The sequence below is a fragment of the Tersicoccus sp. Bi-70 genome (genome assembly GCF_001968825.1).
Classification (GTDB): Bacteria; Actinomycetota; Actinomycetes; order Actinomycetales; family Micrococcaceae; genus Tersicoccus.
This window is the reverse complement of the sequence record NZ_MIEU01000002.1, coordinates 378,220-401,403: the sequence shown is the minus strand read 5'-3', so window position 1 is coordinate 401,403 and position 23,184 is coordinate 378,220. Positions and strand designations below refer to the sequence as shown.

At 71.9% G+C, this 23,184-nt stretch carries 21 protein-coding genes; 7 read left to right on the top strand and 14 right to left on the bottom strand.

The features are described from left to right. Positions 1-2: 2 nt before the first annotated feature. On the bottom strand, positions 3-893 hold the full coding sequence (locus BGP79_RS02005; protein WP_076692969.1) for a DUF58 domain-containing protein: 891 nt from the start codon (positions 891-893) through the stop codon (positions 3-5). 28 nt (positions 894-921) lie between these two features. Continuing rightward, positions 922-1,887, bottom strand: a complete 966-nt coding sequence (locus tag BGP79_RS02000; RefSeq protein ID WP_198928412.1) for a MoxR family ATPase — start codon at positions 1,885-1,887, stop codon at positions 922-924. Positions 1,888-2,140: 253 nt separating this feature from the next. Here BGP79_RS02000 and BGP79_RS01995 point away from each other — a divergent pair, with 253 nt between their 5' ends. Continuing rightward, a complete protein-coding gene (locus BGP79_RS01995; protein ID WP_233121010.1) occupies positions 2,141-3,772 on the top strand; it encodes a flotillin family protein in 1,632 nt (543 codons plus the stop codon). A 112-nt stretch (positions 3,773-3,884) separates the two neighbouring features. Here BGP79_RS01995 and BGP79_RS01990 read toward each other — a convergent pair whose 3' ends face one another. From BGP79_RS01990 to BGP79_RS01965, 6 genes are all read right to left on the bottom strand, one after another. Further along, positions 3,885-4,835, bottom strand: coding sequence for a DUF1731 domain-containing protein (locus tag BGP79_RS01990; protein WP_083701466.1), 951 nt, complete (start codon positions 4,833-4,835; stop codon positions 3,885-3,887). A 61-nt stretch (positions 4,836-4,896) separates the two neighbouring features. Next, positions 4,897-6,048 carry an App1 family protein gene (locus BGP79_RS01985; RefSeq protein ID WP_083701465.1) on the bottom strand — a complete coding sequence of 384 codons (1,152 nt, stop codon included), beginning with the start codon at positions 6,046-6,048 and terminating at the stop codon, positions 4,897-4,899. 35 nt (positions 6,049-6,083) lie between these two features. After that, complete coding sequence (locus BGP79_RS01980) at positions 6,084-6,965, bottom strand: carbohydrate ABC transporter permease (protein WP_076693289.1); 882 nt, start codon at positions 6,963-6,965, stop codon at positions 6,084-6,086. A 14-nt stretch (positions 6,966-6,979) separates the two neighbouring features. Continuing rightward, complete coding sequence (locus tag BGP79_RS01975; RefSeq protein ID WP_076693288.1) at positions 6,980-8,116, bottom strand: carbohydrate ABC transporter permease; 1,137 nt, start codon at positions 8,114-8,116, stop codon at positions 6,980-6,982. A gap of 42 nt (positions 8,117-8,158) precedes the next feature. Continuing rightward, entirely contained in the window at positions 8,159-9,433 is a 1,275-nt protein-coding gene (locus BGP79_RS01970) for an extracellular solute-binding protein (protein WP_076692966.1), read from the bottom strand. A 52-nt stretch (positions 9,434-9,485) separates the two neighbouring features. After that, positions 9,486-10,541: a LacI family DNA-binding transcriptional regulator gene (locus BGP79_RS01965; protein ID WP_076692965.1), complete on the bottom strand. Its 1,056-nt coding sequence runs from the start codon at positions 10,539-10,541 to the stop codon at positions 9,486-9,488. 173 nt (positions 10,542-10,714) lie between these two features. Here BGP79_RS01965 and BGP79_RS01960 point away from each other — a divergent pair, with 173 nt between their 5' ends. From BGP79_RS01960 to BGP79_RS01940, 5 genes are all read left to right on the top strand, one after another. Next, the gene (locus tag BGP79_RS01960; RefSeq protein ID WP_076692964.1) at positions 10,715-12,724 is read left to right on the top strand and encodes an amylo-alpha-1,6-glucosidase; all 2,010 of its coding nucleotides are present in this window, start codon (positions 10,715-10,717) and stop codon (positions 12,722-12,724) included. Positions 12,725-12,846: 122 nt separating this feature from the next. Next, complete coding sequence (locus BGP79_RS01955; protein ID WP_143588260.1) at positions 12,847-13,410, top strand: hypothetical protein; 564 nt, start codon at positions 12,847-12,849, stop codon at positions 13,408-13,410. After that, a complete protein-coding gene (locus tag BGP79_RS01950) occupies positions 13,407-14,030 on the top strand; it encodes a hypothetical protein (RefSeq protein WP_076692962.1) in 624 nt (207 codons plus the stop codon). The genes BGP79_RS01955 and BGP79_RS01950 overlap by 4 nt, the downstream gene beginning before the upstream one ends. Then, the gene (locus BGP79_RS01945; protein ID WP_076692961.1) at positions 14,027-14,221 is read left to right on the top strand and encodes a hypothetical protein; all 195 of its coding nucleotides are present in this window, start codon (positions 14,027-14,029) and stop codon (positions 14,219-14,221) included. The genes BGP79_RS01950 and BGP79_RS01945 overlap by 4 nt, the downstream gene beginning before the upstream one ends. A 35-nt stretch (positions 14,222-14,256) precedes the next feature. Further along, positions 14,257-14,547 (top strand): type II toxin-antitoxin system PemK/MazF family toxin, encoded by a 291-nt coding sequence (locus tag BGP79_RS01940; protein WP_076692960.1) that lies wholly within the window; start codon positions 14,257-14,259, stop codon positions 14,545-14,547. A gap of 31 nt (positions 14,548-14,578) precedes the next feature. On the opposite strand, the gene BGP79_RS01935 is transcribed toward BGP79_RS01940, so the two are convergent. The 6 genes from BGP79_RS01935 to BGP79_RS01910 all read right to left on the bottom strand — a co-directional run bounded on the left by BGP79_RS01935 (position 14,579) and on the right by BGP79_RS01910 (position 21,176). Beyond that, on the bottom strand, positions 14,579-15,508 hold the full coding sequence (locus BGP79_RS01935) for an alpha/beta hydrolase (RefSeq protein ID WP_143588259.1): 930 nt from the start codon (positions 15,506-15,508) through the stop codon (positions 14,579-14,581). A gap of 253 nt (positions 15,509-15,761) precedes the next feature. Then, positions 15,762-17,114 (bottom strand): MFS transporter, encoded by a 1,353-nt coding sequence (locus BGP79_RS01930; RefSeq protein WP_076692959.1) that lies wholly within the window; start codon positions 17,112-17,114, stop codon positions 15,762-15,764. A gap of 70 nt (positions 17,115-17,184) precedes the next feature. Continuing rightward, positions 17,185-18,105, bottom strand: a complete 921-nt coding sequence (locus BGP79_RS01925) for an amidohydrolase family protein (RefSeq protein ID WP_076692958.1) — start codon at positions 18,103-18,105, stop codon at positions 17,185-17,187. Between the two features lie 102 nt (positions 18,106-18,207). Next, a complete protein-coding gene (ligK, locus tag BGP79_RS01920) occupies positions 18,208-18,891 on the bottom strand; it encodes a 4-carboxy-4-hydroxy-2-oxoadipate aldolase/oxaloacetate decarboxylase (protein WP_076692957.1) in 684 nt (227 codons plus the stop codon). A 48-nt stretch (positions 18,892-18,939) separates the two neighbouring features. Further along, complete coding sequence (locus BGP79_RS01915; protein ID WP_076692956.1) at positions 18,940-19,965, bottom strand: amidohydrolase family protein; 1,026 nt, start codon at positions 19,963-19,965, stop codon at positions 18,940-18,942. Continuing rightward, complete coding sequence (locus tag BGP79_RS01910; RefSeq protein ID WP_076692955.1) at positions 19,962-21,176, bottom strand: 4-oxalomesaconate tautomerase; 1,215 nt, start codon at positions 21,174-21,176, stop codon at positions 19,962-19,964. The genes BGP79_RS01915 and BGP79_RS01910 overlap by 4 nt, the downstream gene beginning before the upstream one ends. Before the next feature lie 155 nt (positions 21,177-21,331). Here BGP79_RS01910 and BGP79_RS01905 point away from each other — a divergent pair, with 155 nt between their 5' ends. After that, entirely contained in the window at positions 21,332-23,170 is a 1,839-nt protein-coding gene (locus BGP79_RS01905) for a glycoside hydrolase family 15 protein (protein WP_076692954.1), read from the top strand. The last annotated feature ends 14 nt before the right edge of the window (positions 23,171-23,184 follow it).

Genomic DNA, 23,184 nt, shown 5'->3' with positions numbered 1-23,184 from the left:
GGTCATCGCGCACGGCGGTGGCTCTCCAGGAGGGCGAACATGGCCGGGACCACCTCGGCGGGGCCGCCGACCCGCCCCTGCGCGATGCCGAGCGAACGCAGCACCGTCGCGGTGTTCTCGGCCAGCTGGGTGGCCGCCGCCCGGTACTGGTCCGTCAGGCGCCGATCCCGGCGCAGCGACTCGGGCAGCCACGCGTCGGAGGCGACGTCGACCATGGGGTCCTTGCCGGCGGCGCTCGGCGCGATCAGGTCGGCGTCCTGGACGGTCAGCCAGAGGATCTCGTGCTGGACGCGCAGTCGCCGCAGCAGCTCGACGGTGTCCGGCCCGAGTGCCGCCTCGTCGGCGACGACGAAGAGCAGCATCCGGCGGCGGGAGGACTCGGCGACGTGGCGGAGCAGTCCGTTCAGGTCGCTCGCGGGCCCGTCGACCGAGGTCGCGCGGTGCACCGCCTGCAGGAGTCGTTCCAGGTGCGGCTCCCCGGCCTGCAGCGGCAGGCTCTCGCCGCCGTCGGCGTCGGCCCGGGCCAGTCCCACCAGGTCCTCGTGCCGGCTGGCGAGGTACCCCATCACGCCGAACGCCATGATCGCGACGTCGCGCTTGGACTCCCCGCTGCGGGTCACCGCCGCCATGTTCCGGCCCGTGTCCGCGACGAGCAGGACGAGCTGCTTGCGGACGGCCACGTACCGCTTGACCAGCGTGCTGCCCTGCCGGGCGGTGGCCTTCCAGTCGATGTCGCGGACCTCGTCACCCGCGACGTAGGTGCGCAGGTCCTCGAAGTCGAGACTGCGGCCCTTGAACACGGAGGCGTACTCGCCGTCGAGCAGGCCCCGGGTGCGCCGGTGCAGGTGCACGAACATTGAGGACTTCACCCGGGTGAGCAGCGTCTCGGCCATGGTCGGATCCGGTCTCGGTGGGGCGCGGTCAGGGGGTTCGGACGGCCGCGACGACGGCGTCGACGATGGTCTCGACCGGCACGCCCTGGGCGACGGCCTCGAAGCCGAGGATGAGCCGGTGCCGCAGGACGCGGTGGGCGAGGGACTTCACGTCCTCGGGCAGCACGTGGTCCCGCCGGTCGAGCAGGGCCACCGCCCGCGCCGCCTGGGAGAACGCGATGCTCGCCCGTGGGCTGGCGCCGAACTCGATGTACCGGGCCAGCTGCGGGTCGATGTAGCGAGCGGCGTTGCGGGTGACATAGACGAGGCCCACGATGTACTCGCCGATGGTCCGGTCCAGGTACACCTGCCGGGCGGTGGCCTGCAGCGCCTGCACGTCGTGCAGCTCGAGCACCGGGGCGTCCACGCGGCCGGGCGCGTAGACGCCGGCGTCGATGCGGCGCAGCATCTCGGCCTCCTCGACCGGCGTCGGGTAGTCGAGCACGTCCTTGAGCATGAACCGGTCCATCTGCGCCTCGGGCAGCTGGTAGGTGCCCTCCTGCTCGATGGGGTTCTGCGTGGCCAGGACGAGGAACGGCTCGGGCAGCGGGTACTCGGTGCCGCCGATCGTCGTCTGCCTCTCCTGCATGGCCTCGAGCATCGCGCTCTGGGTCTTGGCACTGGACCGGTTGATCTCGTCGAGCAGGACGACGTTGGCATGCACCGGGCCGAGCTGGGTGACGAACGCGGACTGCGCGGCGTCGTAGATCTGGGTGCCGACGATGTCCGAGGGCAGCAGGTCCGGGGTGCACTGGATGCGGCGGAACGACCCGTTGACGGACGCGGCGAGCGTGGTGGCGGCGGTGGTCTTCGCCAGGCCCGGCACGCTCTCGAGCAGGACGTGCCCGCCGGTGAGCAGGGCGACGAGCAGGGTCTCCCGCAACCGCTGCTGGCCGACCACCTTGGCGTCGTACGCGGTGGCGACCGCGGTGAGCGACCGGTCGGCCGCGGCCATCGTCTCGGCGTCGATGGTGGCGGTGTGCACGGACTGGCTCACGGTCGGCTCCTGCTCCGTCGGGTGTGCGCGGTGAGACCGAGATCTCTCGTTCTCCGAGCCTAGTCGAGGGGCCGGGGGCGGTGGGGCGGACTCCGGGTGAATTCCGGTCCGGCAACGGTTCGGGCGTCCCCCTGCCCCGGCGCCGCGGTCGATGCGAGGATGGACCCGCCCTGCGTTCTCACGTGGGGTTCCATTCGACCGAGGGGATCCCATGGAAGCTTTCATCCCGATCATCGCGGGGGCGGCGATCGTCGTCGTCGTCCTGCTCATCCTGCTGCTGCTCCTGCTGCGCAGCTACCGCATCGCCGCGCCCAACGAGGCGCTCATCATCACCGGCCGCACGGCCCGGACCAGCCCGACGGGGGACATCGACCTGGAGTCCGGCGGCGCCCGGGTGGTCATCGGCGGTCGCGCCATCGTCCGGCCCATCTTCGACCGCGCCTTCGTGCTCAGCCTGAGCTCCCGGCAGATCCCGGTGGAGGTCGAGGGCTACTCCATGAACGGCATCTTCCTGCGGCTGCGCGGGGTGGCCCAGGTGAAGGTGGGCGGCAACGTGGACGACGTCCGCAAGGCCTCCCAGCGCTTCCTGGACCAGCAGCAGCAGATCGACCACTACACCCAGGAGATCCTCTCCGGCACCCTGCGCGCGGTGGTGGGCACGCTCACCGTCGAGCAGATCATCCGCGACCGTGCCTCCTTCGCCAGCCAGGTCCAGGCCGAGGCCGAGCACTCGATGAACAACCAGGGCCTGGTGATCGACACCTTCCAGATCTCCGCCGTCGAGGACGACGGCTCCTATCTGCGGGACTGGGGTCGGCCGGAGGCGGCGCTGGTGGCCAAGCGGGCGGCGATCGCGGAGTCCGACGCGAACCGTGAGGCCACGCAGGCGAAGAACGTGAACCTGCAGCAGGAGGCGGAGTCGAAGCAGGCGTTCGACCTGCGCCAGGCCGAGATCAAGGAGCAGACCGACGCGCGCCAGGCCGTGGCCGACGCCGCCGGCCCCCTGGCACGGGCCGCCCAGCAGCAGCGCATCATCGAGCAGGAGGAGCTCATCGCGGTCCGCAACAACGACCTGCGGGAGAAGCAGCTCATCGCCGAGGTGCACAAGCCCGCGGAGGCGAAGCGCTACGCCGAGCAGCAGAACGCGGACTCGAAGAAGTACGCGCGGATCGCGGAGTCGGAGGCGCAGCTGGCCGACGAGCGCAACCGTGCCGAGTCCCGCAAGGTGTCCGCGGACTCCGAGGCGCACGCGATCGAGGCCCGCGGCCGTGCCGAGGCGGAGATCGACCTGCAGCGGCGGTCGAAGGACGCCGAGGCGGTGCGCCTGGAGGGTCAGGCCGAGGCCGACTCGCTGCGGGCCAGGGGCGAGGCGCAGGCCAGCTCCCTGCGGGCCAACGGTGAGGCGGAGGCCAACTCGATCCGCGCGAAGGGTGAGGCGGAGGCGGAGACGACCCGCGCCCGCGCCGAGGCGTACCAGCAGTTCAACGACGCCGCGGTGCTCGCCCAGGTGCTCGAGGTGCTGCCCACCATCGCCGGCGAGCTCGCCGCCCCGTACTCGAACATCGACAAGCTCTCGGTGTTCTCGACGGACGGCGAGGCCAAGATCGGGCAGAACATCTCGGTGGGCCTCGCGCAGGTGCTCGACATGGTCGGCTCCACCACCGGGGTGGACTTCGGCGAGACCCTGCAGCGGGCCGCCGCCGGCGGCCGCGAGGTCCGGGCGCGTGCCGACGCCGCCGCGGGCAACGGTGCGGGTGCAGGGGCAGACGCCGGTGTCGGTCACGGTGCGGCGTCCGGCAACGGCGCGGCCACCGGGAACGGGGCTGCCCCGCGGGAGAACTGAGCAGGAGAACTGAGCACGTCCGTCGCCGTCCCGTGGACGGCAGCACGCCCCGGCCCTCGCGCGAGGACCGGGGCGTGCCGGCGTTCGGTGACCCCTTCTGCCGAGGTCTCGCTCAGCGCCCGAGCAGAGCGGTGACGGCGCCGTCCAGGTGCGGGTGGTCGAAACGGAAACCCGCCTCGTCCAGGACCGTCGAGGTGGCATGGCGACCGGTGAGGCCCAGGGCGGGGTCCGTCCGCAGCAGCACGGCCCCCACGCGCAGCACCGGAGCAGGCGTGGGCAGGCCGATCCATCGACCCGGACTGATTCGACCGATCCCACCCGCGTGCCGCCGCAGCGTGCGCATCAGCTCCGCGTTGCGGACGGGATGCGGGGCCGAGGCCACGACCACACCGTCGGGCAGGGCCGGCTCGTCGAGGCCGAGCGCACACAGCACGATCCGCACCCAGTCGTCGACGTGGATCCAGCTGACCCACTGACGGCCGCCACCCACCGGTCCCCCGAGGCCCCAGCGGGCCAGCAGCAGGAGCCGGTCCAGCGCGGGCGTGTGCGCCTCGAGCACGATGCCCGTGCGCAGGACCACGGTGTGGTCGCTGCGGTGCCCGGCGAGGGCGTGCTCCCAGCGTTCGGCGACCCCGGTCATCTGGGGCAGCCCGACCGGGATCGGGCTTGATTCGTCCAGCCGCGCCTCCCCCGCGTCGGACCAGATCGCGGTGGTCGACGCCTGGACCCAGCGCCGGAGGGGCCGCTCGAGGTGCTGCGAGGCCGCCACCAGCGCGGCCGTCGCCTCGACGCGGGACCGGGTGAGGTCCGCGATGGTCGCCGGGGTGGGGCGGGCGTCCACGAGTCGTCCGGCGAGGTTGACGAGCCCGACGTCCTCGCCCTCGAGTTCGCTCTCCCACGGCCCGCCCGTGCGGGCGTCCCAGGCCACCTGGCGGACCCCGTCAGCGACGGCGCCGGGCCGCGGCGTCCGGGTCAGCACGACGACCTCGTGGCCGCGCGCGAGCAGAACGGACGTCAGGGCGCGGCCGAGGCTACCGGTCCCGCCGGCGATGACGACCTTCACGAGAGCGTCACCACCGTGCAGGCAAGGGCCGGGTCCGGGCGCCGCGACCGCGCGACCGTCGTCAGCACCGGTCCACGTGGTCCGGTTCCAGCAGCCCGGCGCCGGCCAGCTGCGCGGCGAGGCCGCGACCGTCGGGTCCCGTGATCCACTGGACGCCGTTGGCCATCGGCTGGGGCTCGCGGGCCAGGCCACCGGCGAGCACCGCCTCGGAGACGGAGAGCTCGCGGATGCACACCGCGGCGACGTTCTGCGGGTACCGGCGGGCGAACTCGCCGTAGATCGCCGGGTCGTGCTGGCCGTCGTCGCCGATCAGGATCCACTTCATGTGCGGGAACTCCTCGGCGAGCCGGCGCAGGCTGTTCACCTTGTGCTGCATGCCGCTGCGGAACCAGCGCTCGTGGGTGGGGCCCCAGTCGGTCAGCAGCAGCGGGCCGTCCGGGTAGAGGTTCCGGCTGAGGAACCGGCGCAGCGTGGGCGAGACGTTCCACGCGCCGGTGGAGAGATAGAGGAAGGCGGCGCCCGTGTACTGCCGGTGCAGCCGCTCGTAGAGCACGGCCATGCCCGGGGTCGGCGTGCGCGCGTGCTCGTCGAGGACGAACGTGTTCCACGCGGCGAGCATGGGCCGCGGCAGGGCGGTGACCATGACGGTGTCGTCGATGTCGGAGACGACGCCGATGCGCTGGTCGTCGGCGACGACGTGCACGTGGGCCGTCTGCGGCGCCGACCCCTCGGTCGAGAGCTCGATGGTGTGCCAGCCCGGACGGAGGTCGACGTCCACGGCGACGTCGATCACGCCGCCGTGGTCCGCGGTCACCTGCACCTGCGCGTCACCGATTCGCACGGTCACCACGGCGTCCGCGATGGGGATGGACAGGAAGCTGCGCCACCCGCGCACGCTCAGGACATCCTCGCCGGTCAGGCGGTCCAGCAGGCGTTCGCGGGTCAGCACGGCGCGGCCGAGGACCCGGATCCAGGAGGTGGTGCCGTAGCCGGTGGAGGCCACGACCGTCGGGGAGAACTCGCGGCGCCGGGCCCGGCCCTCCCGCCAGGCGTGCACCCGCTCCTCGACGCGGTAGGCGATGTTGGTCGCCTGTTCCTTCGCCTCGATCAGCAGTTCCTGGGCCTCGGGGAAGCGCTCGGGCACTCCGTCGCTGCGGCGCCACGCCCGTCGAAGGCGGCGTAGCGGCGTGCTCGTCTGCGGCTGCTCAGGCATCCGCCCAGCTTACTGAGGCCGCGCGACCGATGGGGTCACTCCTTCACGGCTCCCGCGCTCGCGTTCATGATCCGCCGCTGGAACACCGCGAACACGATGGCCACCGGGACCGTCATGAGGGCCGCCGCCGCGAGCTTGATGGGGAACTGGTTGCCCTGGCTCAGCTGCCCGGAGGCGAGCTGGGCGACGCCCTTGGTCAGGGTGGTCAGGGCCGGGTCCTGCGTCGAGATGATGAAGTGGTTCAGCTCGTTCCACGACCCCTGGAAGCTGAGGATGACGATGGTCATCAGCGCCGGCCGTGCCATCGGCAGCACCACGGACCAGAACGTGCGGAAGACGCCGGCGCCGTCGATCCGGGCCTGCTCCTCCACCGAGCGCGGGATGGACTCGAAGAAGTTCTTCATGATGAACACCCCGGCGGCGTCCACGAGCAGCGGCAGCACCATGCCGGCGTACGAGTCGTAGATGCCCAGCTGGTTGACCACAAGGAACTTCGGGATCAGCAGCACCACCCCGGGCACGGCCATGACGGCGACGAGGAGGGCGAAGATGACGCTGCGCCCGCGGAACTGCAGCCGGGCGAGGGCGTAACCGGCCAGCGAGCTGAAGAACACGCGTCCGCAGGTGACCAGCACGGTGACGACGAACGAGTTCTTCAACCAGACCGGGAAGTCCGAGTTCGCGAACAGCTGCTGGTACGCCGCGGTCGTCCAGACCTGTGGGACCAGGGACAGGGCGTTGGCGGTCGCGTCGTCGTCCGTCTTGAAGGACGAGGCCACCTGCACCAGGAACGGGAAGACGTAGACCACCGCGAGCGCGATCAGGGCGACGTAGAGCACCCACCCGGCTCGCCACCGGCGCGATGGTCGATCGTCCGTTCCGTGAGCGGTCCGCTCGACGGCGCGGCCCTCGGTCAGGTTCACGGTGTGGCTCACGACTCGACCCTCCGGGCTGTTTCGGGCGTGGCGCGACGCGCGGTTCGACCGAGCCTGGGACGACGGGCCGGGCGCACGCCGCGCTCGGCCATCACCGCCCGCTGGATCAGCGTCAGCACGACGATGATGGCGAACAGGACGAAGGCGATCGCCGCACCCCGGCCCCACTGCTGGTTGTTGAACGCCGCCTCGTAGGAGAGGTAGGCCGGCGTCAGCGTCGTCTTCGCCGGTCCGCCCTGGGTGCCGGTGTAGATCTGGTCGAACACCTGCCAGGTGCCGATCAGGCCGAGGGTGAGAACGGTGAAGAGCGTGGGCCGCAGCTGGGGCACGGTGACGTACCAGAAGCGCTGCCACGCGTTCGCGCCGTCCACCATCGCCGCCTCGTCGACCTCGTCCGAGAGGTTCTGCAGGGCGGCGATGAACAGCAGCATGAACGTGCCCGACGTCGTGAACACCGCCATCAGGACGAACGCGCTCATCGCGACGGACGGGCCGGCCAGCCACTCCCAGCCGCTGATGCCGAACAGGCCCGGACGGCTCAGGGCGGCCGGCGCCTGGTCGACGCCCACGACGCCGAGCAGCAGGTGCAGCACCCCGCGCGGGTCCTGGAACCAGTTGGGCCCGTTGATGGAGAGGAACGAGAGCAGCCGGTTGACCGCACCCGAGGCGCTGAACAGGAATAACCACAGCACCGTGATGGCCACCGAGCTCGTCACCGACGGGAAGTAGAACGCCGTCCGGAAGAACCCGCGCCCCCGCAGCGCCCGCCGGCTGACCAGCACGGCGAGAGCGAGGGCGAGCGCGGTCTGCAGCGGCACCACCAGCAGGACGTAGTACAGGTTGTTCCGCACGGCCGTGCCGAAGTCGCGGGCACCGAGGCCCTGGCCGCCGAGCACGTCCGTGTAGTTCCGCGCGCCGACGAACTGCACGGACCCGCCGAAGGGGGTCCCCCGCCCGGTCCAGTCGGACACGCTGACCCACGCCGCCATCAGCACGGGCACGAGCAGGAAGACACCGAGCACGAGGACGGTCGGCGCCACGAACAGCCAGCCGGCCGTGCCCTCCCGGCGCGGGCCCCGGCGTCGACCGCCGCGCGGGGCCCCGCCGGTGCCGACGGGGACGCCGGCCGGCACCGGCGACTGGACCCCGGGCCCGACCGTGGTCGCCACCTCGGGCTACTTCCCCGCGACGACGGGCTGGAGGTTGGACTGGGCCTCGGTCAGGATCGCCTTCGGGTCCGCCGTCTTCAGCCCCTCCAGCTTGGCGTTCAGGTCCTTGACGACGTCGGCCGCGCCGGGCTGCAGCGGCAGGTTCTGCGCGTACTGGGCGCCGGCGAGGAACGCCTTGTCCTGCGGGAAGGCCGCACGGTACTGGTCGGCCGCCGACTGCACCGAGGGCATCACACCGAACGCCTTCGCGAACGCGATCTGCTGCTCCGTGCTGGAGAGGTACTGGATGAGCTGCTGGGCGGCGCCCTTGTTCTTGCCGTCCGCCGAGAGGCCCCAGCAGTTGGTGAACTGGAGCGTGCCCTTGCCACCCGGGCCGGCCGGCAGCTCGGCCACGGTGTACTTGACCTTCGGGAAGTCGCTCTTCAGGGCGCCCTCGATCCAGTTGCCCTCGATCACCATCGCGGCCTGGCCCTTGCCGAAGGCCTCGCCGCCCCAGCCGGCCCCGAGCTGCGAGGAGTACGCGGCGACGCCGTCGTTGAGCAGTTTCTTGACATAGGTCAGCGCGGTGACGTTCTTGTCGCTGTCCGCGGTGGCGGTCTTCCGGTCGGCCGACTCCAGGCCGCCGCCGGCCTGCGCGAGGAACGCGCCGACCCGGGCGATCTCCGGGCTCATGGCCAGACCCTTGACCTTGTCGGTGGTCAGCTTGCGCGCGGTGGCCTCGAGCTGGTCCCACGAGGTGGGGATGTCGGCGTCGGTCAGGCCGGCCTTGGCCCACAGGTCCTTGTTGATGATCAGCGCGAGCGTCGAGAAGTCCTTCGGGGCGCAGTAGAGCTTGTCGTTGTACGTGAACGCCTCCCGCAGCTTCGGGTAGAAGTCGTCCTTGTTCTTCAGGCTGTCGCCGTAGGCCTCGAGGGACCCGTTGGACGCCCACGCGCCGATCTGGTCGCCGGAGACGTAGAGGACGTCGGCGGGCTTGCCGGACGCGAAGCCCTGGCTGGCCTGCTGGACGATGTCCGAGGCGACGACGACGTCGGCCTTGACACCGGACTGCTTCGACCACGCGGCCACGGCGCTCTTGACCGCCGTGGTCTCCGCCTGGCCGGAGGAGCCGATCAGGACCGAGATGGGTGTGCTGTTGGCCGACTGGCTGGCGGCGGCGGAGCCGCTGCTGGACGAGGACTCGGAGAATCCGGATCCACAGGCGCTGAGCGAGGTCAGCGTGAGAACGGCGGCGCAGGCGGTCAGGGCGAGACGGCCGGCGCGGGGGGTGCGATCGATCATCGGATCCTCGATTCGGGGTGGGACGGGTGGGAGAACGAGCGGGTCGGGGAGATCAGGGCGCGTGCTGGTCGAGCCGCGGGTCGAACTCGCGCAGGACGAGCTCGGGGGTCAACAGGTCGTGGACCGGGTGCGCCGTCCGCGGGTCGGCGTCCGGCGCGGTCAGCCGTTCGATGAGCAGATCCACGACGCGGCTCGCGGCGTCGGCCACGGGCTGCCGGACGCTGGAGAGCCCGAGGGCGGCGGCCACCGGCGTGTCGTCGAAGCCGACGACGGCGGTGCGGGCGGTCTCGGCGGTGGTGGCGCGGCGCAGCACGGTGGACGCGCCGACGGCGAGCGAGTCGCTCGCGCAGACCGCCGCCGTCGCGGCGGCGCGGCGCGCCCGCTCCATGGCCTGGGTGCCCTCGACGACGCCGTCGTCGGTGCGCTGGTCCAGGACGCCGAGCGCGAGGTCCTCCGCGGGGACGCCCGCGTCCGCCATCGCGAGCCGCCACCCGGCGCGCCGGTCGTCGCCGACGCCGGAACCCTCGGGCCAGCCGAGGAAGGCGATCCGCCGGTGCCCCAGCCCGAGCAGGTGCTCGGTGGCCAGGCGGGTGCCGGCGGCGCCGTCGATGTCCACCCAGCTGTGGTCGGCGGGCCCGTCCTGCCACGGGCGGCCGAAGGCGACGAAGGGGACGCCGGCGTCGAGCAGGGCCGACGGGCGGTCGTCGTCGCGGTGCGTGTCCGTGAGCACGCACGCGTCGATCGCCCCGGTGGTGTGCAGGGCGGCCTGCTCGCTGCTCTCCTGCTCGTCGCTCGTGGCCGTGATCAGCAGGAGGCGGTGGTCACGACGCTGGGAGCACTCGACGACGGCGTGCAGGAAGGCGTCCATCAGGGAGCCGTTGATGCCATCGACGGCGGGCCGGATGCGCAGCCCGATGGTCTGCGACCGGCGGGACCGCAGCGAGCGGGCGGCCGCGGACGGACGGTAGCCGCTGGCCCGGATCTCGGCGAGGACCCGGTCGCGGGTGCTCGCCTGGACGACCTGCGGGTTGTTCAGCACGTTGGAGATCGTCTGCCGGGAGACGCCGAGGGTCGACGCGAGGCTTTGCAGGGTGGGCTTGGTTCCCATGGTGACTCCCTCCTCGACGTCGACGGCGGTTTGATCGATCCAATCGACTTGCGCGCCGATCGTTTGAACGATCAAACTGGATGAGCACCATCATGTGATCCGGATCACCGACTGTCAAGACGCCGCCGGATCCGACGGCTCCACCCGTAGACCACCGCCCGAGAGGGGCCGCCATGAGTGTCGACCAACCCGCGCTGCACGACGCCGTCGTCGTCCTCTCCGCGCCCATCCAGGTGTGGTCCGCCCGGGACGGCTCGGTCGGGTCGTTCGACGCCGACTCCACGCATGCGGGCGGCGAGAGCGCGGGCAGCGGACGAGCGGGAATGCCGCGCGGCGTCGACGGGATCTACTGCGGGGACGACCGGGTGATCCACGCGATCCAGCTGACCGTCGAGGTCAGTGGGCACGACGGTGAGGTCCGCACTCCCCGACTGGACTTCCTCGGAGCGGTGACCCCCGGCGGCGGGAGCGCGTCCTTCGACCACGTCCTGCGCGTGCCGGGCCCCACCGCGGACCCCGTGGTGACCCTCCGGCGCACCCGGTCCACCGACGACGGCGGCGCCGGGGAGACCGTGCTGATCCGTTCCGCGCTGGACCACGCGCTCGCCCTGCGGATCACCTGCGAGCTGTGGGCGGACGCGTCCGCCCTGGACGCGATCAAGGCCGGCCACGCGACCACCGCGGCCTCCCCCCGGGTCGAGGGCAGTACGTGGCACTGGCGCGACGACGCCACGACGGCGCGGATCGTCGCCCCCGGGGCCCGGCACACACCCGTCCAGGACGGGGACGCCCACGGTACGCGGTTGACGTGGGACGTCGTCGTCCCGGCGAATGGGCAGCAGCGGCTCACGTGGCGGCTCGAGCTGCGCGACGAGCAGGCCGTGATCGGGCCTGCTCCGTCGCCCGCGCCCGAACTCCCGGGCATCGACCCGAGCACTCCCCTGGGCCGGCTGGCGCGCCGCGCCGGCGCGGACCTGGCCGGGCTGCGGATGAGCCTGACCGCGGCCCCGGACCTCCCGTTCCTCGCGGCCGGCGCCCCCTGGTTCTTCACGCTGTTCGGGCGGGACTCGTTGATCGCCGCACGGCTGATGCTGCCCGTCGACCGCGCCCTGGCCGCCGGCACCGTGCGCGCGCTGGCTCGCCTGCAGGGCACGCGGACCGACCCCGAGACGGGCGAACAACCCGGCAAGATCCCCCACGAGGTGCGGCGCACCGGCGCCGATCTCGCCGACGACCGCTCGGTGCTGCCGCCCCTGTACTACGGCACCATCGACGCCACGTGCCTGTGGATCACCCTGCTCGCCGACCTCGACGCGGCCGGCGAGTCCGCGACAACGCGGGAACTGATGCCGGCCCTGCTGCGGGCGCTGCACTGGCTGCGGGACGAGTCCGACGCCGACGACGACGGCTTCCTCGAGTACTTCGACGTCTCCGGGCACGGCCTGGCCAACCAGGGCTGGAAGGACTCCTCGGACTCGATCCGCTTCGCCGACGGCACCATCGCCACCGGCGCCATCGCCCTGTGCGAGGTGCAGGGCTACGCCCACCAGGCCGCGTGCGAGGCGGCGCGGCTGCTCGAGCAGCACGGCGACCTCGCGCACCGGACGGTGGCGGAGCTGGGACTGGACCCCGCCCTGGCCGACCCGGCGCGGTGGCAGCAGTGGGCGGACGAGTTGCGGTCGCGGTTCGCCGACGACTTCTGGGTGGCGGACGCCGACGGCCCCTACCCGGCACTCGCGCTGGACGGCGACAAGCGCCCCGTCGACGGCGTCGCCTCCAACATGGGCCACCTGCTCGGCACGGGCCTGCTGGACCGCGCCCAGGAGGACCTCGTCGTCGAGCGGCTGATGGGCCCGACGATGTTCTCCGGCTACGGGATCCGCACCATGTCGACGACCAACGGCGCCTACTGGCCGCTGCGCTATCACGTGGGCTCGGTGTGGACGCACGACACGGCGATGATCCTCGACGGCATGCTCCGCCAGGGCTACGCCGCTCCCGCCCGCCGGCTGGCCGAGGGCCTGCTGCACGCCGCGGAGGGCTTCGACTTCCAGTTGCCGGAGCTGTTCTCGGGCGCAGCGGCCGACGAGGTGTGGCCCCCGCAGCCCTACCCCGCGTCCTGCCACCCGCAGGCATGGGCGGCGGCGTCCTGGGTCGTGGTGGCGCGCGCGATGCGCGTGTGACCTGCGCCGACGCCTCTTCCTCCGGCGGTCGTGCTGCCCTACGCTGAGCGCGGGGGCCACGAGGACGTGGGGGGACAGGCATGGGGTGGTGGGGGCAGTACGCCCGGATACCGGACAGCCCGGTGCTGTCCGATCGACTGGGACCGCTCGGCGTGGTGGTCACCGGCGTGGCGGTCACGGCCGCGGCCATGGCGATCACCCTCGTCTTCCTCGCCTTTGCCGCCGGCCGGATCGACGGCGACATGCTGACGTTGCGTGGCTGGTTGCCGGCCCCCTTCTACGGCGCGATGACGGTCTCGGTGCTGATGACCCGGCGGCGGATACGCCACCGCGACGGCGGCCGGCAGCTCGCGCTGGATCAGCGACTCCGGCGCGCCCTGCGCTCAGGAACGCTGCCGGCCGACGCCGACGGGTTGATCGCACCGCTCACGGCCCGCTTCGAGGGCGCCTCGTTCGGAGCGGTCGCCGCTCCCGTCGCGACCGCCGCCGTCGCCGGCTACGCCGTCTACCGGGCGGTCACCGCGACGGATGGGGCGTTCGGGGTCCTGGCCTGGGTGGTCGCGATCCTCCTGGTGGGCGTGGGCGCCGCCTGGCTGGTGGGCGGCCTCCGGGCCCGTCGGGCTGCCGGCGCCCTGCTGATCCAGTGGTCGGACCGGGAGAGCGCGCGGCAGGAGGCAGCGGCATGAGCGCGTCGGGGCGCTGGGCCGCGTACGCCCGCGATCCCGAGAGCCTGAATCCGATCGACCGTCTCGGCCCGGTCGGTCTCGGTGTCGTCGCGCTCGGCCTCGGTGCCGGGTGGGCACTGCTGATGACGGTGGGCATGGGTCTGCTCCTCACGCCCCGGGCCGGTTCGACCGGCGGTCTGGTCCTCACCAGCTGCCTCGGTGGCCTCCTGTACGGAGTCGCCATGGTCGCGTTCCTGGTGCGAGCCCGGCGGAAGGCCCGACAAGCCGATGAGGATCGCCGCCGGCTCGTACGCCAGCTTCATCAAGCGTGGCGGGACCAGCGTGTTCCCGAGCAGCCACTTCCTGGATTCCGCGACGAGATCGCGAAGACCCTGCGCGGAAGTCGGCTGAGCGTCGTCCTCCCCGTGGTCCTCTGCCTCGGCGTGGCCGGATGGTTCGCCATCCGTGCGTCGACCGCCGGGGACGCCGTCCTCGCCCTGCTCGGTTGGGTGGTGGTCGGCGTCGTCGTCCTCGGGATGGTCGTCAGCCTTCACTTCACCCTGCGGAACCGCCGGCGCACGGCCGACCTGCTCACCCAATTGGACCAGCGAAACGACCAGTGCGAACGGATGACGCCATGACACCACGACGGTCGCGCCAGCCCTGGATCTACCTCGTTCTCGGCGCAGTCCTCATCGTGAACTGGGGCATCCAGCTCGCGCTCGAGCCCGGGAAGCCCAGCGGCTGGATCGGCATGGCGGCCGGCGTCCTCATGGTCGTCGCCGCCGTCAGAGGTCTCCTCCGTGACCGTCGCCAGCGGGAGCAGCCATGACGCCACGGCGGTGACGGCGTGCTTGATGTGCATCCTTGGACACGACCCGGCCCGTCGTCGTCCTCACGCGAGAGGCGGCGCGCGCGGCCATGACCAAGGTGACCGTCGCGCCCGTCACCTCCACCGTCAAGGGGCTCTCGAGCGAGGTGCCGGTGGGGCCGGTGAACGGTCTCGACCACGACGGCGTGATCGCGCTCGACAACACCCTCACCGTCCCGACGTGCCTGCTGGGGCGCACGATCGGATTCCTCACCGGCGAGCAGGAAGCGGCGCTGGCCCGCGCCGTCGTGCTGGCCTTCGACCTCGATCTGCCGCTGCTCGGGTGACGTGCCGGCGGCAAGGCAGGCCAGAAGCCGCCTACGCGGTCCCGACCGCCCGGCGGATGTGCTCGGCGATGAACGCGTAGGTCGTCCGGGCGGCGTCGTCGTCGAAGGCGTCGTAGCCGTGGTCCTTGCCCGGCACCTCCCGGTACTCGACCAGCGCGCCGACGGCATCGAGCCGGTCCGCGTACCGCTTCGCCTCGTCGCGCAGCACGTCGTTCTTCGCGGCGATGATGAGGGCCGGCGCGATGCCGGTCAGGTCCACGGTGTCCGCCGCGTTGGCCGGGGAGAGCAGGCGGTCCGTCCGGTCGGTGTCCGGGCCCACGTAGGAGATGTCGAAGATCTCGCGCAGCCAGGGTCGCAGCAGCGGCTTCTCCAGCGGCGAGTGCTTCTGCCGCGGGTCCATCGCCAGGTCGACCGCCGGGTAGTGCAGCACCTGCAGGGCGATGGCCGGGTCTCCCCCGCGCTCGAATGCCAGCCGGGCCGCCGCGGCGCTCAGGCTGCCGCCCGCGCTGTCCCCGCCGACGGTCAGCCGGGATCCGTCCCAGCCGTTCTCCGCGCCGTGCGCGGCAACCCACCGCACCACCTCGTCCACCTGGTGCGCCGCGACCGGGAACCGGTGCTTCGGGGCGACGACGTAGTCCACGTTGAGGATCACGGACTCCGTCTGCACGGCGAGCGCCCGGCACAGCGGGTCGTCGATCTCCGTCTCGGCGAAGATGAAGCCGCCGCCGTGGATGTTCACGTGCACCGGCGCCGACCCGGTCCCGACGGCGTCCGGGTTCCGGTACACGGTGGTGCGGGCGGGACCGACCGACGTCGGGATCATCAGCTCCTGCGTGCGCCGGCCGAACTCGGGCAGCCGGGCGTGGGCACGCGCGGCGGTGCGGCGGTGGGCGAGCACGGTGGCGGACTGCATGAGCCTGCCGGCCGCGGAGGCGACGGACGGGCGGGACAGGATGGACACGGGCGAACCTCCTGGTCGGGGAGCCCCCACGGTACCGCGACCGCCTGGACGGGCGATCCGTAGGCTGACCCCATGGTGGACTACGTTCCCGCGACGTCCCGCCGGCCTCGGTGGCGGTCGGCAATCCGGCGCGGGTGATCAAGCACCTGTGAGGGGACCGGGCCTCGCCCGATCCCCTCACGCGCTCATGGAACCGCGCTTAACGAGCCGCGCTCAATGAACCGCGCTCATCGAACTGCTCGTCACACCGCTGTCAGTGCACCGGCGCGGTCTGCGGATCCGGTGCACTGACGGTGCCCCGGGTCCGCGGCCCGAGGATCGCGACCGTCAAGGCCCCGACGATCCACGTCGCGGCGATGAAGAAGAACACGCTCTGGTACCCCTGGTTGGTGTAGAGGAACGCGATGATCAACGGCCCGATCGCGTTGGAGAGCCGGCCGATCCCGTAGGAGACGCTCGTGCCGAGCGACCGGGCCCGGATGTCGTACAGCTCCGGCGAGTACGCGTAGGCCAGGGCAGTGTACGTGCGCTCGAACATGTTGACCAGGAAGCCGAAGACGACGATGAACAGCGGCGAGAAGGTCAGCCCGTACATGAGCCCGGCGGCGGCGATCGCGACGCCGAAGATGACGAGGAGCCACTTGCGCTCGAACCGGTCGGTCAGCAGGGCCGCCACGAGGGAGCCGAGCGGCGCACCGACCGTCGAGAGCGCCACGTAGAAAATCGATTTCTCGACGCTGATGCCCTCCTGGGCGAGCAGGGTCGGCGCCCAGGAGGAGTAGCCGAAGAAGCCGATCGTCTGCGTCACCCACAGCACGCACAGCACGATGGTCGGGATGAGGTAGCGCTTCTGCAGGAGCGAGCGCCACGGCATCCGCGGCTGCGGCTTCTCCTCGACCGGGGGCGCGGGTTCGGGCAGCGGCCCGGTCTGGGCCGCCACCCTGCCCTCGATGTCCTGCAGCGCGGCCTCGGCCTCCTCGTACCGGCCGTGGCTCTCGTACCAGCGCGGTGACTCCACCAGGTGGCGGGCGAACAGCAGGATCAGCAGCCCGAGGGCGCCCCACAGGTAGACCAGGCGCCACGACCAGCCGTTGATCGGCACGACGAGAGCGGCGATCAGGTTGGTGACGGGGGTGCCGCAGATGCCGATGACGATGGCCCAGGCCTGGTAGCGACCCCGTTTGGCCGACGGGTAGATCTCGTTGATGTAGATGACCGCGACCACCGTCATCGCCGACAGGCCGGCCGACGTGAGCACCCGCAGGACGCCGAGGGAGACGATGTCCCACGAGAGGACGGAGGCGAGCGAGAAGACGCCGAACCACACCGTGGTCATCATGAGGGTGCGGCGGCGCCCCCACCGGTCGGCGAGCCACCCGACGACGACCGCGCCGATGAACATGCCGACGAAGGACAGCGAGGTGACGTAGGCGATCTGGTTGACCGTCACGCCCCACAGCTTGACGAGCCGGGGGGCGGTGGTGGCGAAGGTGTTGGTGTCCGCGAACTCGTAGAAGTAGGCGAAGGACACGGCGAGCAGGGTGATGCGGTGGAACCGGGAGATGGGCAACCGGTCGAGCCGGTTGGCGGCGTTGGTCGCAGCCATGGAACTCCTCATCGAGTCTTCGGGGTCTGGGGTGGGTGAACGGACGGGTGGTCCGACGAGGTGGTGCCGCTCAGGCGCTCTCGTCGGGCCAGTAGAGGCGCATCGGATTGTCGACGAGGAGCCGGCGCTGCAGGTCCTCGGTGACGGCGATGTGCGGGATGTGGTCGACGAGCAGGCCGTCGTCGGGCATGTGGTCGGTGAGGTTGGGGTGCGGCCAGTCGGTCCCCCACAGCACGACGTCGGGGAACTCCTCGACCATCCGGCGGGCGAACGGCACGACGTCCCGGTAGGCGTCGGTCTCCCCGTCGCGGGCGGGCGGCCCGCTGACGGTGAGCCGCTCGGGGCAGCTGACCTTGACCCACACGTCGTTCTGCTCGACGAAGCGCAGGAACCGGCCGAACTCCGGCCCCGTGGCCGGCCTCGTCACGTCCGGCCGGCCCATGTGGTCGATGACGATCGGGGTGGGCAGCGTGGCGAAGAACGGCTCGAGGTCCGGCAGGTCCGCGGCCTCGAAGTAGAGGACGACGTGCCAGCCCAGGGGCGCAACGCGGCGGGCGACCTCCGCGAGGGCGTCCTTGGGGGAGGCGTCGACGAGGCGGCGCAGGAAGTTGAACCGCACGCCGCGCACGCCGGCCGCGTCCAGGCGCTGCAGCTCGGCGTCGGTGACGTCCGGGCGGACGGTCGCCACCCCGCGGGCGCGACCGTCGGCGGCCGCCACGGCGTCGAGCATCGCGCTGTTGTCCGCGCCGTGGCAGGTCGCCTGCACGAGGATGTTGCGGCTGACGCCGAGCCGGTCCCGGAGGGCGAACAGGTCGGCCTTGCTCGCGTCGCACGGGGTGTACTTGCGCTCGGGCGCGTAGGGGAACTGCTCCCCCGGGCCGAAGACGTGGCAGTGCGCGTCGACGGCGCCGGGCGGGAGGACGAAGCGGGGCGTGCTGGGGTTGTGCTCCCATTCCAGCCAGCCGGGCGTGGGGGTGAACGTGGTCGTCATGATGCTCCGTTTCCGATCAGCGTCGATCGGTGGATCCGTGATCGGGTGGTGGGCGGTACGGACCGCGTCGGCCCGGGTCGTGTTCGGTCTCGAGGTCGCGGCTCAGTCGAGGTAGCGCAGCCCGGCGGCGGCCAGCGGCTCGCGCATGCCGTACATGTCGAGGCCGAGCTCGCCGGCGGCGAACCGTTCCCGCTTGGCGGCCTCGTTGTCCTCGCGCTTCCGGGCGGCGGCGGCGACCTCGGCGGCACGGGCGGCCGGGACCACCACCACGCCGTCCACGTCGCCGACGACGACGTCGCCCGGCTCGACGAGCGCGTTCGCGCACACCACCGGGACGTTGACGGAGCCGAGGGTGGCCTTGATGGTGCCCTTGGAGTTGATGGCACGGCTGAAGACGGGGAAGCCCATCGCATTCAGCTCCGCGACGTCCCGGCAACCGCCGTCGATCACGAGGCCTGCGCAGCCGTGGGCCCGCACGCTCGTGGCGAGCAGTTCGCCGAAGAACCCGTCCTCGCACTCGGTGGTGCACGCGGCGACGAGGACGTCACCGGGCTGCAGCTGTTCCGCCGCGACGTGCAGCATCCAGTTGTCGCCGGGCTGCAGCAGCACCGTGACTGCGGTGCCGCACAGACGCGCGTCCGGGTGGATCGGCCGGATGTAGGGGCGCATCAGCCCGAGCCGGCCCATCGCCTCGTGCACGGTGCTGACCCCGAACGCGGAGAGCGCCTCGACGTCGGCGGGGGCGGCGCGGGTGATGGTGCGGTGGACGACACCGAGTTCCTGCACGGTGATCTGCCTTTCGTTGCGGGCTTTCGTTGAGTCTTCGGGCGTGCGTCAGCGGCCGTTCGCGGTGAGCAGCGCGTCGAGCCGCGGGTAGACCCGCCGGGCGTTGCCGGAGAAGATCTCCGTGCGGGTGTCCGCGTCGATGTCGGCGGCCTCGAGGTAGCGGCGGGTGTCGTCGAAGGAGTGGCCGGTCTGCGGGTCGATGTCCCGGACGGCGCCGATCATCTCGGAGGCGAACAGGACGTTCTCGGGCGGCATCACCGACAGCAGCAGGTCGATGCCGGGCTGGTGGTAGACGCACGTGTCGACGTGGATGTTGCGCAGCAGGTGCTCCTCCAGCGGCGGCTTCTTCAGCGCCATCGCGAGGCCGCGGAACCGGCCCCAGTGGTAGGGCGCCGCTCCCCCGCCGTGCGGGATCACCAGCTTCAGGTCGGGGAAGTCGGCGAACAGGTCGCCCTGGATCAGCTGCATGATCGCGGTGGTGTCCGCGTTCAGGTAGTGGGCGCCGGTCGTGTGGAAGGCCGGGTTGACGCTCGTGCTCACGTGCACCATGGCCGGGACGTCGTACTCGACGAGCTTCTCGTAGAGCGGGTACCAGGAGCGGTCGGTCAGCGGCGGGGAGGTCCAGTGACCACCGGAGGGGTCCGGGTTGAGGTTGACGGCGACGGCGCCGAGCTCCTCGACGCAGCGGACCAGTTCCGGCACGCTCGTGGCCGGGTCCGCGCCCGGGGACTGCGGGAGCATCGCCGCGGGCACGAACCGGTCGGGGTAGAGCGCGGCGACGCGGGCGCACAGGTCGTTGCAGATGGTGGCCCACTGCTGCGAGACGGCCAGATCCCCGACGTGGTGGGCCATGAAGGAGGCGCGCGGGGAGAAGACGGTGACGTCGATGCCGCGCTCGTCCATCAGGCGCAGCTGGTTGGCCTCGATGCTCTCCCGCAGCTCGTCGTCGGAGATGTGCAGGTCAGCCGGGTCGGGGTGCGGGCTGCGGCCGTCGACGGCGGCGATCTGCTCGTCCCGCCACGCGGCGAGCGCCGGCGGTGCGGTCGTGTAGTGGCCGTGGATGTCGATGATCATGCGTGGGCCTCCTGCTTCTCCGTCGTGCTCGTCCCGTGCTCGAGCAGCGTCCCGGGCACGAACGCCGTGCCGGCCATGATCAGCCGGGCGGTCCGCAGCAGGGCGGATCGGGTGACCGTGGGCGGGTCACCGGGCTCGACCGACAGGTCGACGCTGAACTCGCCGGAGGGGTGCTCGACGGCGACGGTGACGTCGCCACCGGCAGCACCGTCGAAGTCGGCTGCGCTCCCCGAACCTTCGAGTTCGGCGACGTCCGCGGCGACCGAGCCGGGCAGCACGCACGCCGTCGCGACGGTCACCGCGGCGAGCACGCCGATCGACTCGTGGCACACGTGCGGGATGAAGCTGCGGGTCGTGATGGACCCGCCCTCGGCCGGCGGCGCGACGAGCGTCATCTTCGGGTAGTTCTTCTCGGTCACGTCACCGAGGCCCATCGCGTCACCGCAGACCATCCGCAGCGCCTCGAGCCTGCCCTTGAGCTCCTCGTCGGCGTTCAGCTGCTCGGGGGTCTCCCGGCCGGTCCGGTCCAGGTCGGCGGCGGCGATGATGACGAGCGGCTGGCCGTTGTCGATGAGGGTCACCTCCACGGTGCCCACACCCTCCGCCTCGACCGTGTCGCGGACCCGCCCGGACGGCAGCAGGGATGCGGCGACCGAGCCGGCGGTGTCGAGGAAGGCGATGGTGACGGGGGCCGCGGTGCCCGGCGCGCCGTCGATGCGCGCGTCGCCGCCGTAGTCGACGTACCGGTTGCCGTCCTCGGCCAGGGAGGTGCGGACGGTGATGTCCGCGGCCATCCCGGTGTTCAGGGTGAGCACGCGCGCCGTCGTCGTGTCCCCGGTCGCCGTGATCAGGCCGGACTCGACGGCGAACGGCACCACGGCGGCGAGCATGTTGCCGCAGTTGGCACGGGTGTCGACCCGGTCGCTGTCCGGCTGCAGCTGGGCGAAGCGGAACTCGAGGTCGATGTCCGGCTGCTCGCTCAGACCGACGATGCCGACCTTGCTGGTCAACGGGTGGCCACCGCCGACGCCGTCCACCTGCAGGGGGTGGGGCGAGCCCATGACGGCGAGCAGGACGGCATCCCGGTCGCTCTCCGCCGCGGGCAGGTCGGTGGCGCGGAAGAACGGGCCGCGGGACGTGCCGCCTCGCATGAACCAGCACGGGATGGCCGTCTGGTCGCCGTGGCGCCGGGGCTGTGTCGTGTCGAACACGTGGTCCTCCTCACATCGGACTCATGCCACGCTACATTGTTGAGCAGATTGTTGACAATCCTGTTCGCACACGGGGTTGCACCGACGCCGCGACCACTGTCGCCCTAGACTCGCGGGTGAGCGGACTCGCCGGGCCCGCCGGACGAGGGGTGCCCATGTCAGCGGACGGTCGGTCTCCGGACGAACTCGTGCCCGAGCGGGACGAGGACGGGTATGCCGACCTGCGCTCCTACGCCGCGATCGGCGACGGCCGGACGGTCGCGCTGGTGGCCCTCGACGGGCGGATCGACTGGCTGCCGCTGCCCGGTCTGGACGGGGTGCCGGCCTTCTCCGCCCTGCTCGACGCGGACCTCGGCGGCTACTACAGCGTCTGCCCCGTCGACGACTTCACTGCCACCCGGGAGTACGTCGGCGCCACCAACGTCCTCGCCACCACTTTCACGACGGCAACCGGCAGCGTGCGGGTCACCGATGCCCTGAACGAGGGCGTCGCCGGCCGGCTGCCGTGGGTCGAACTCGCCCGTCGGATCGAGGGTCTGACCGGCACGGTGGCCATGCGCGCCGTCGTCATGCCCGGCACCGCCCTGCGCACCGCCTCCCCCTGGCTGGACGACACCGTGCACGGCCTGGTGATGCGCCTGGACGGGCTCACCCTCGGTGTGCGAGCCGGCGAGGGCACCGAAGTGAGCATCGAGGACGTCAGCCTGCGGATCACCTTCACCGCGACGCCCGGGTCCCGGCACGTCGTCGGCCTGGTCGCCACGGAGAAGGAGCCGCTGTTCCTCCAGCTGCCGGACCAGCTGAACGCCGGGATCGACCGGACCGCGGACATGTGGTGCGCATGGAGCGAGCAGTTCCACTGGAACGGGCCGTGGGATGACCAGGTGCACCGCAGCGCGCTCGTGCTCAAGATGCTGCTCTACGCCCCTACTGGCGCGATGACGGCCGCGGCGACGACCTCACTGCCGGAGTCGACGACGGTGGCGAAGAACTGGGACTACCGGTTCGCGTGGGTGCGCGACACCGCGTACGGCCTGAAGGCGCTGTTCCGGTTCGGGCTGCGGGAGGAGACGCACGCGGCGATGAGCTGGATGCTGCGCCGGGTCCGGGAGCACGGACCGCAGCCGCAGATCTTCTACGCCCTCGACGGGTCCGTGCCCCCGGCGCACGAGACGCGCACCGACGCGCCCGGCTGGCGTGGCATCGGCCCCGTGGTGCGCGGCAACGCCGCCGCGGACCAGCTGCAGCTGGGCATCTTCGGGGACCTGTTCACCATCGTGCGGCTCTACGTGGACAACGGGCACGTGCTGGACACCGAGACCGGCCGCGTCCTCGCAGCGATCGCGGACCTGGCGTGCGACCGGTGGCGCCAGCCCGACGCCGGGATGTGGGAGCTGCCCGAGAACCGGCACTACATCACGTCGAAGCTCGGCGCGTGGGAGGCGCTCACGGGCGCGGTGCGGCTGGCGGAGGTCGGCCAGATCCCGGGCGACTCGCGCCGCTGGGAGGCCGAAGCCGAGAAGATCCGCGCCTGGGTGGAGGAGCACGGCTGGGACGAGGAGCGGCAGACCTACACCTGGTATCCCGGCTCGACGGAGCTGGACGCCTCGATCCTGCTGCACGCGATCAGCGGATTCGACCGGGGCGAGCGGATGCGCTCGACCATCCGCGCCGTCCGGGAGGACCTGGCCGACGGGCCGTACCTGTACCGCTACTCCGGGATGCAGCGTGAGGAGCACGCCTTCGTCGCCTGTTCGTTCTGGCTGGTCTCCGCGCTCCATCTGACCGGGGACCGCGACGAGGCCCGCACCCTGATGGACGAGCTGGTGCGCGTGCTGCCCAACGACGTCGGGATCATGGCCGAGATGGTCGACCCCGCGACCGGGGACTTCTGGGGCAATCTCCCCCAGGCGCTCAGCCACCTGGCGCTGGTCAACGCGGCGATCACCCTGGCCGACGACGACGGCGGCTCCGCGGACGGCGCCGCGGACTGACGGGTGACCGCGGC

What these genes read in the sequence shown, in the direction of transcription:
- BGP79_RS01945 (WP_076692961.1), top strand. Translation starts at nt 14,027, where the DNA reads ATGACACCACGACGGTCGCGCCAGCCCTGGATCTACCTCGTTCTCGGC.
- BGP79_RS02000 (WP_198928412.1), bottom strand. Translation starts at nt 1,887, where the DNA reads ATGGCCGCGGCCGACCGGTCGCTCACCGCGGTCGCCACCGCGTACGAC.
- BGP79_RS01930 (WP_076692959.1), bottom strand. Translation starts at nt 17,114, where the DNA reads ATGGCTGCGACCAACGCCGCCAACCGGCTCGACCGGTTGCCCATCTCC.
- BGP79_RS01965 (WP_076692965.1), bottom strand. Translation starts at nt 10,541, where the DNA reads ATGGGAACCAAGCCCACCCTGCAAAGCCTCGCGTCGACCCTCGGCGTC.
- BGP79_RS01985 (WP_083701465.1), bottom strand. Translation starts at nt 6,048, where the DNA reads ATGCCTGAGCAGCCGCAGACGAGCACGCCGCTACGCCGCCTTCGACGG.
- BGP79_RS01915 (WP_076692956.1), bottom strand. Translation starts at nt 19,965, where the DNA reads ATGATCATCGACATCCACGGCCACTACACGACCGCACCGCCGGCGCTC.
- BGP79_RS01960 (WP_076692964.1), top strand. Translation starts at nt 10,715, where the DNA reads ATGAGTGTCGACCAACCCGCGCTGCACGACGCCGTCGTCGTCCTCTCC.
- BGP79_RS01905 (WP_076692954.1), top strand. Translation starts at nt 21,332, where the DNA reads ATGTCAGCGGACGGTCGGTCTCCGGACGAACTCGTGCCCGAGCGGGAC.
- BGP79_RS01950 (WP_076692962.1), top strand. Translation starts at nt 13,407, where the DNA reads ATGAGCGCGTCGGGGCGCTGGGCCGCGTACGCCCGCGATCCCGAGAGC.
- BGP79_RS01925 (WP_076692958.1), bottom strand. Translation starts at nt 18,105, where the DNA reads ATGACGACCACGTTCACCCCCACGCCCGGCTGGCTGGAATGGGAGCAC.
- BGP79_RS01970 (WP_076692966.1), bottom strand. Translation starts at nt 9,433, where the DNA reads ATGATCGATCGCACCCCCCGCGCCGGCCGTCTCGCCCTGACCGCCTGC.
- BGP79_RS01995 (WP_233121010.1), top strand. Translation starts at nt 2,141, where the DNA reads ATGGAAGCTTTCATCCCGATCATCGCGGGGGCGGCGATCGTCGTCGTC.
- BGP79_RS02005 (WP_076692969.1), bottom strand. Translation starts at nt 893, where the DNA reads ATGGCCGAGACGCTGCTCACCCGGGTGAAGTCCTCAATGTTCGTGCAC.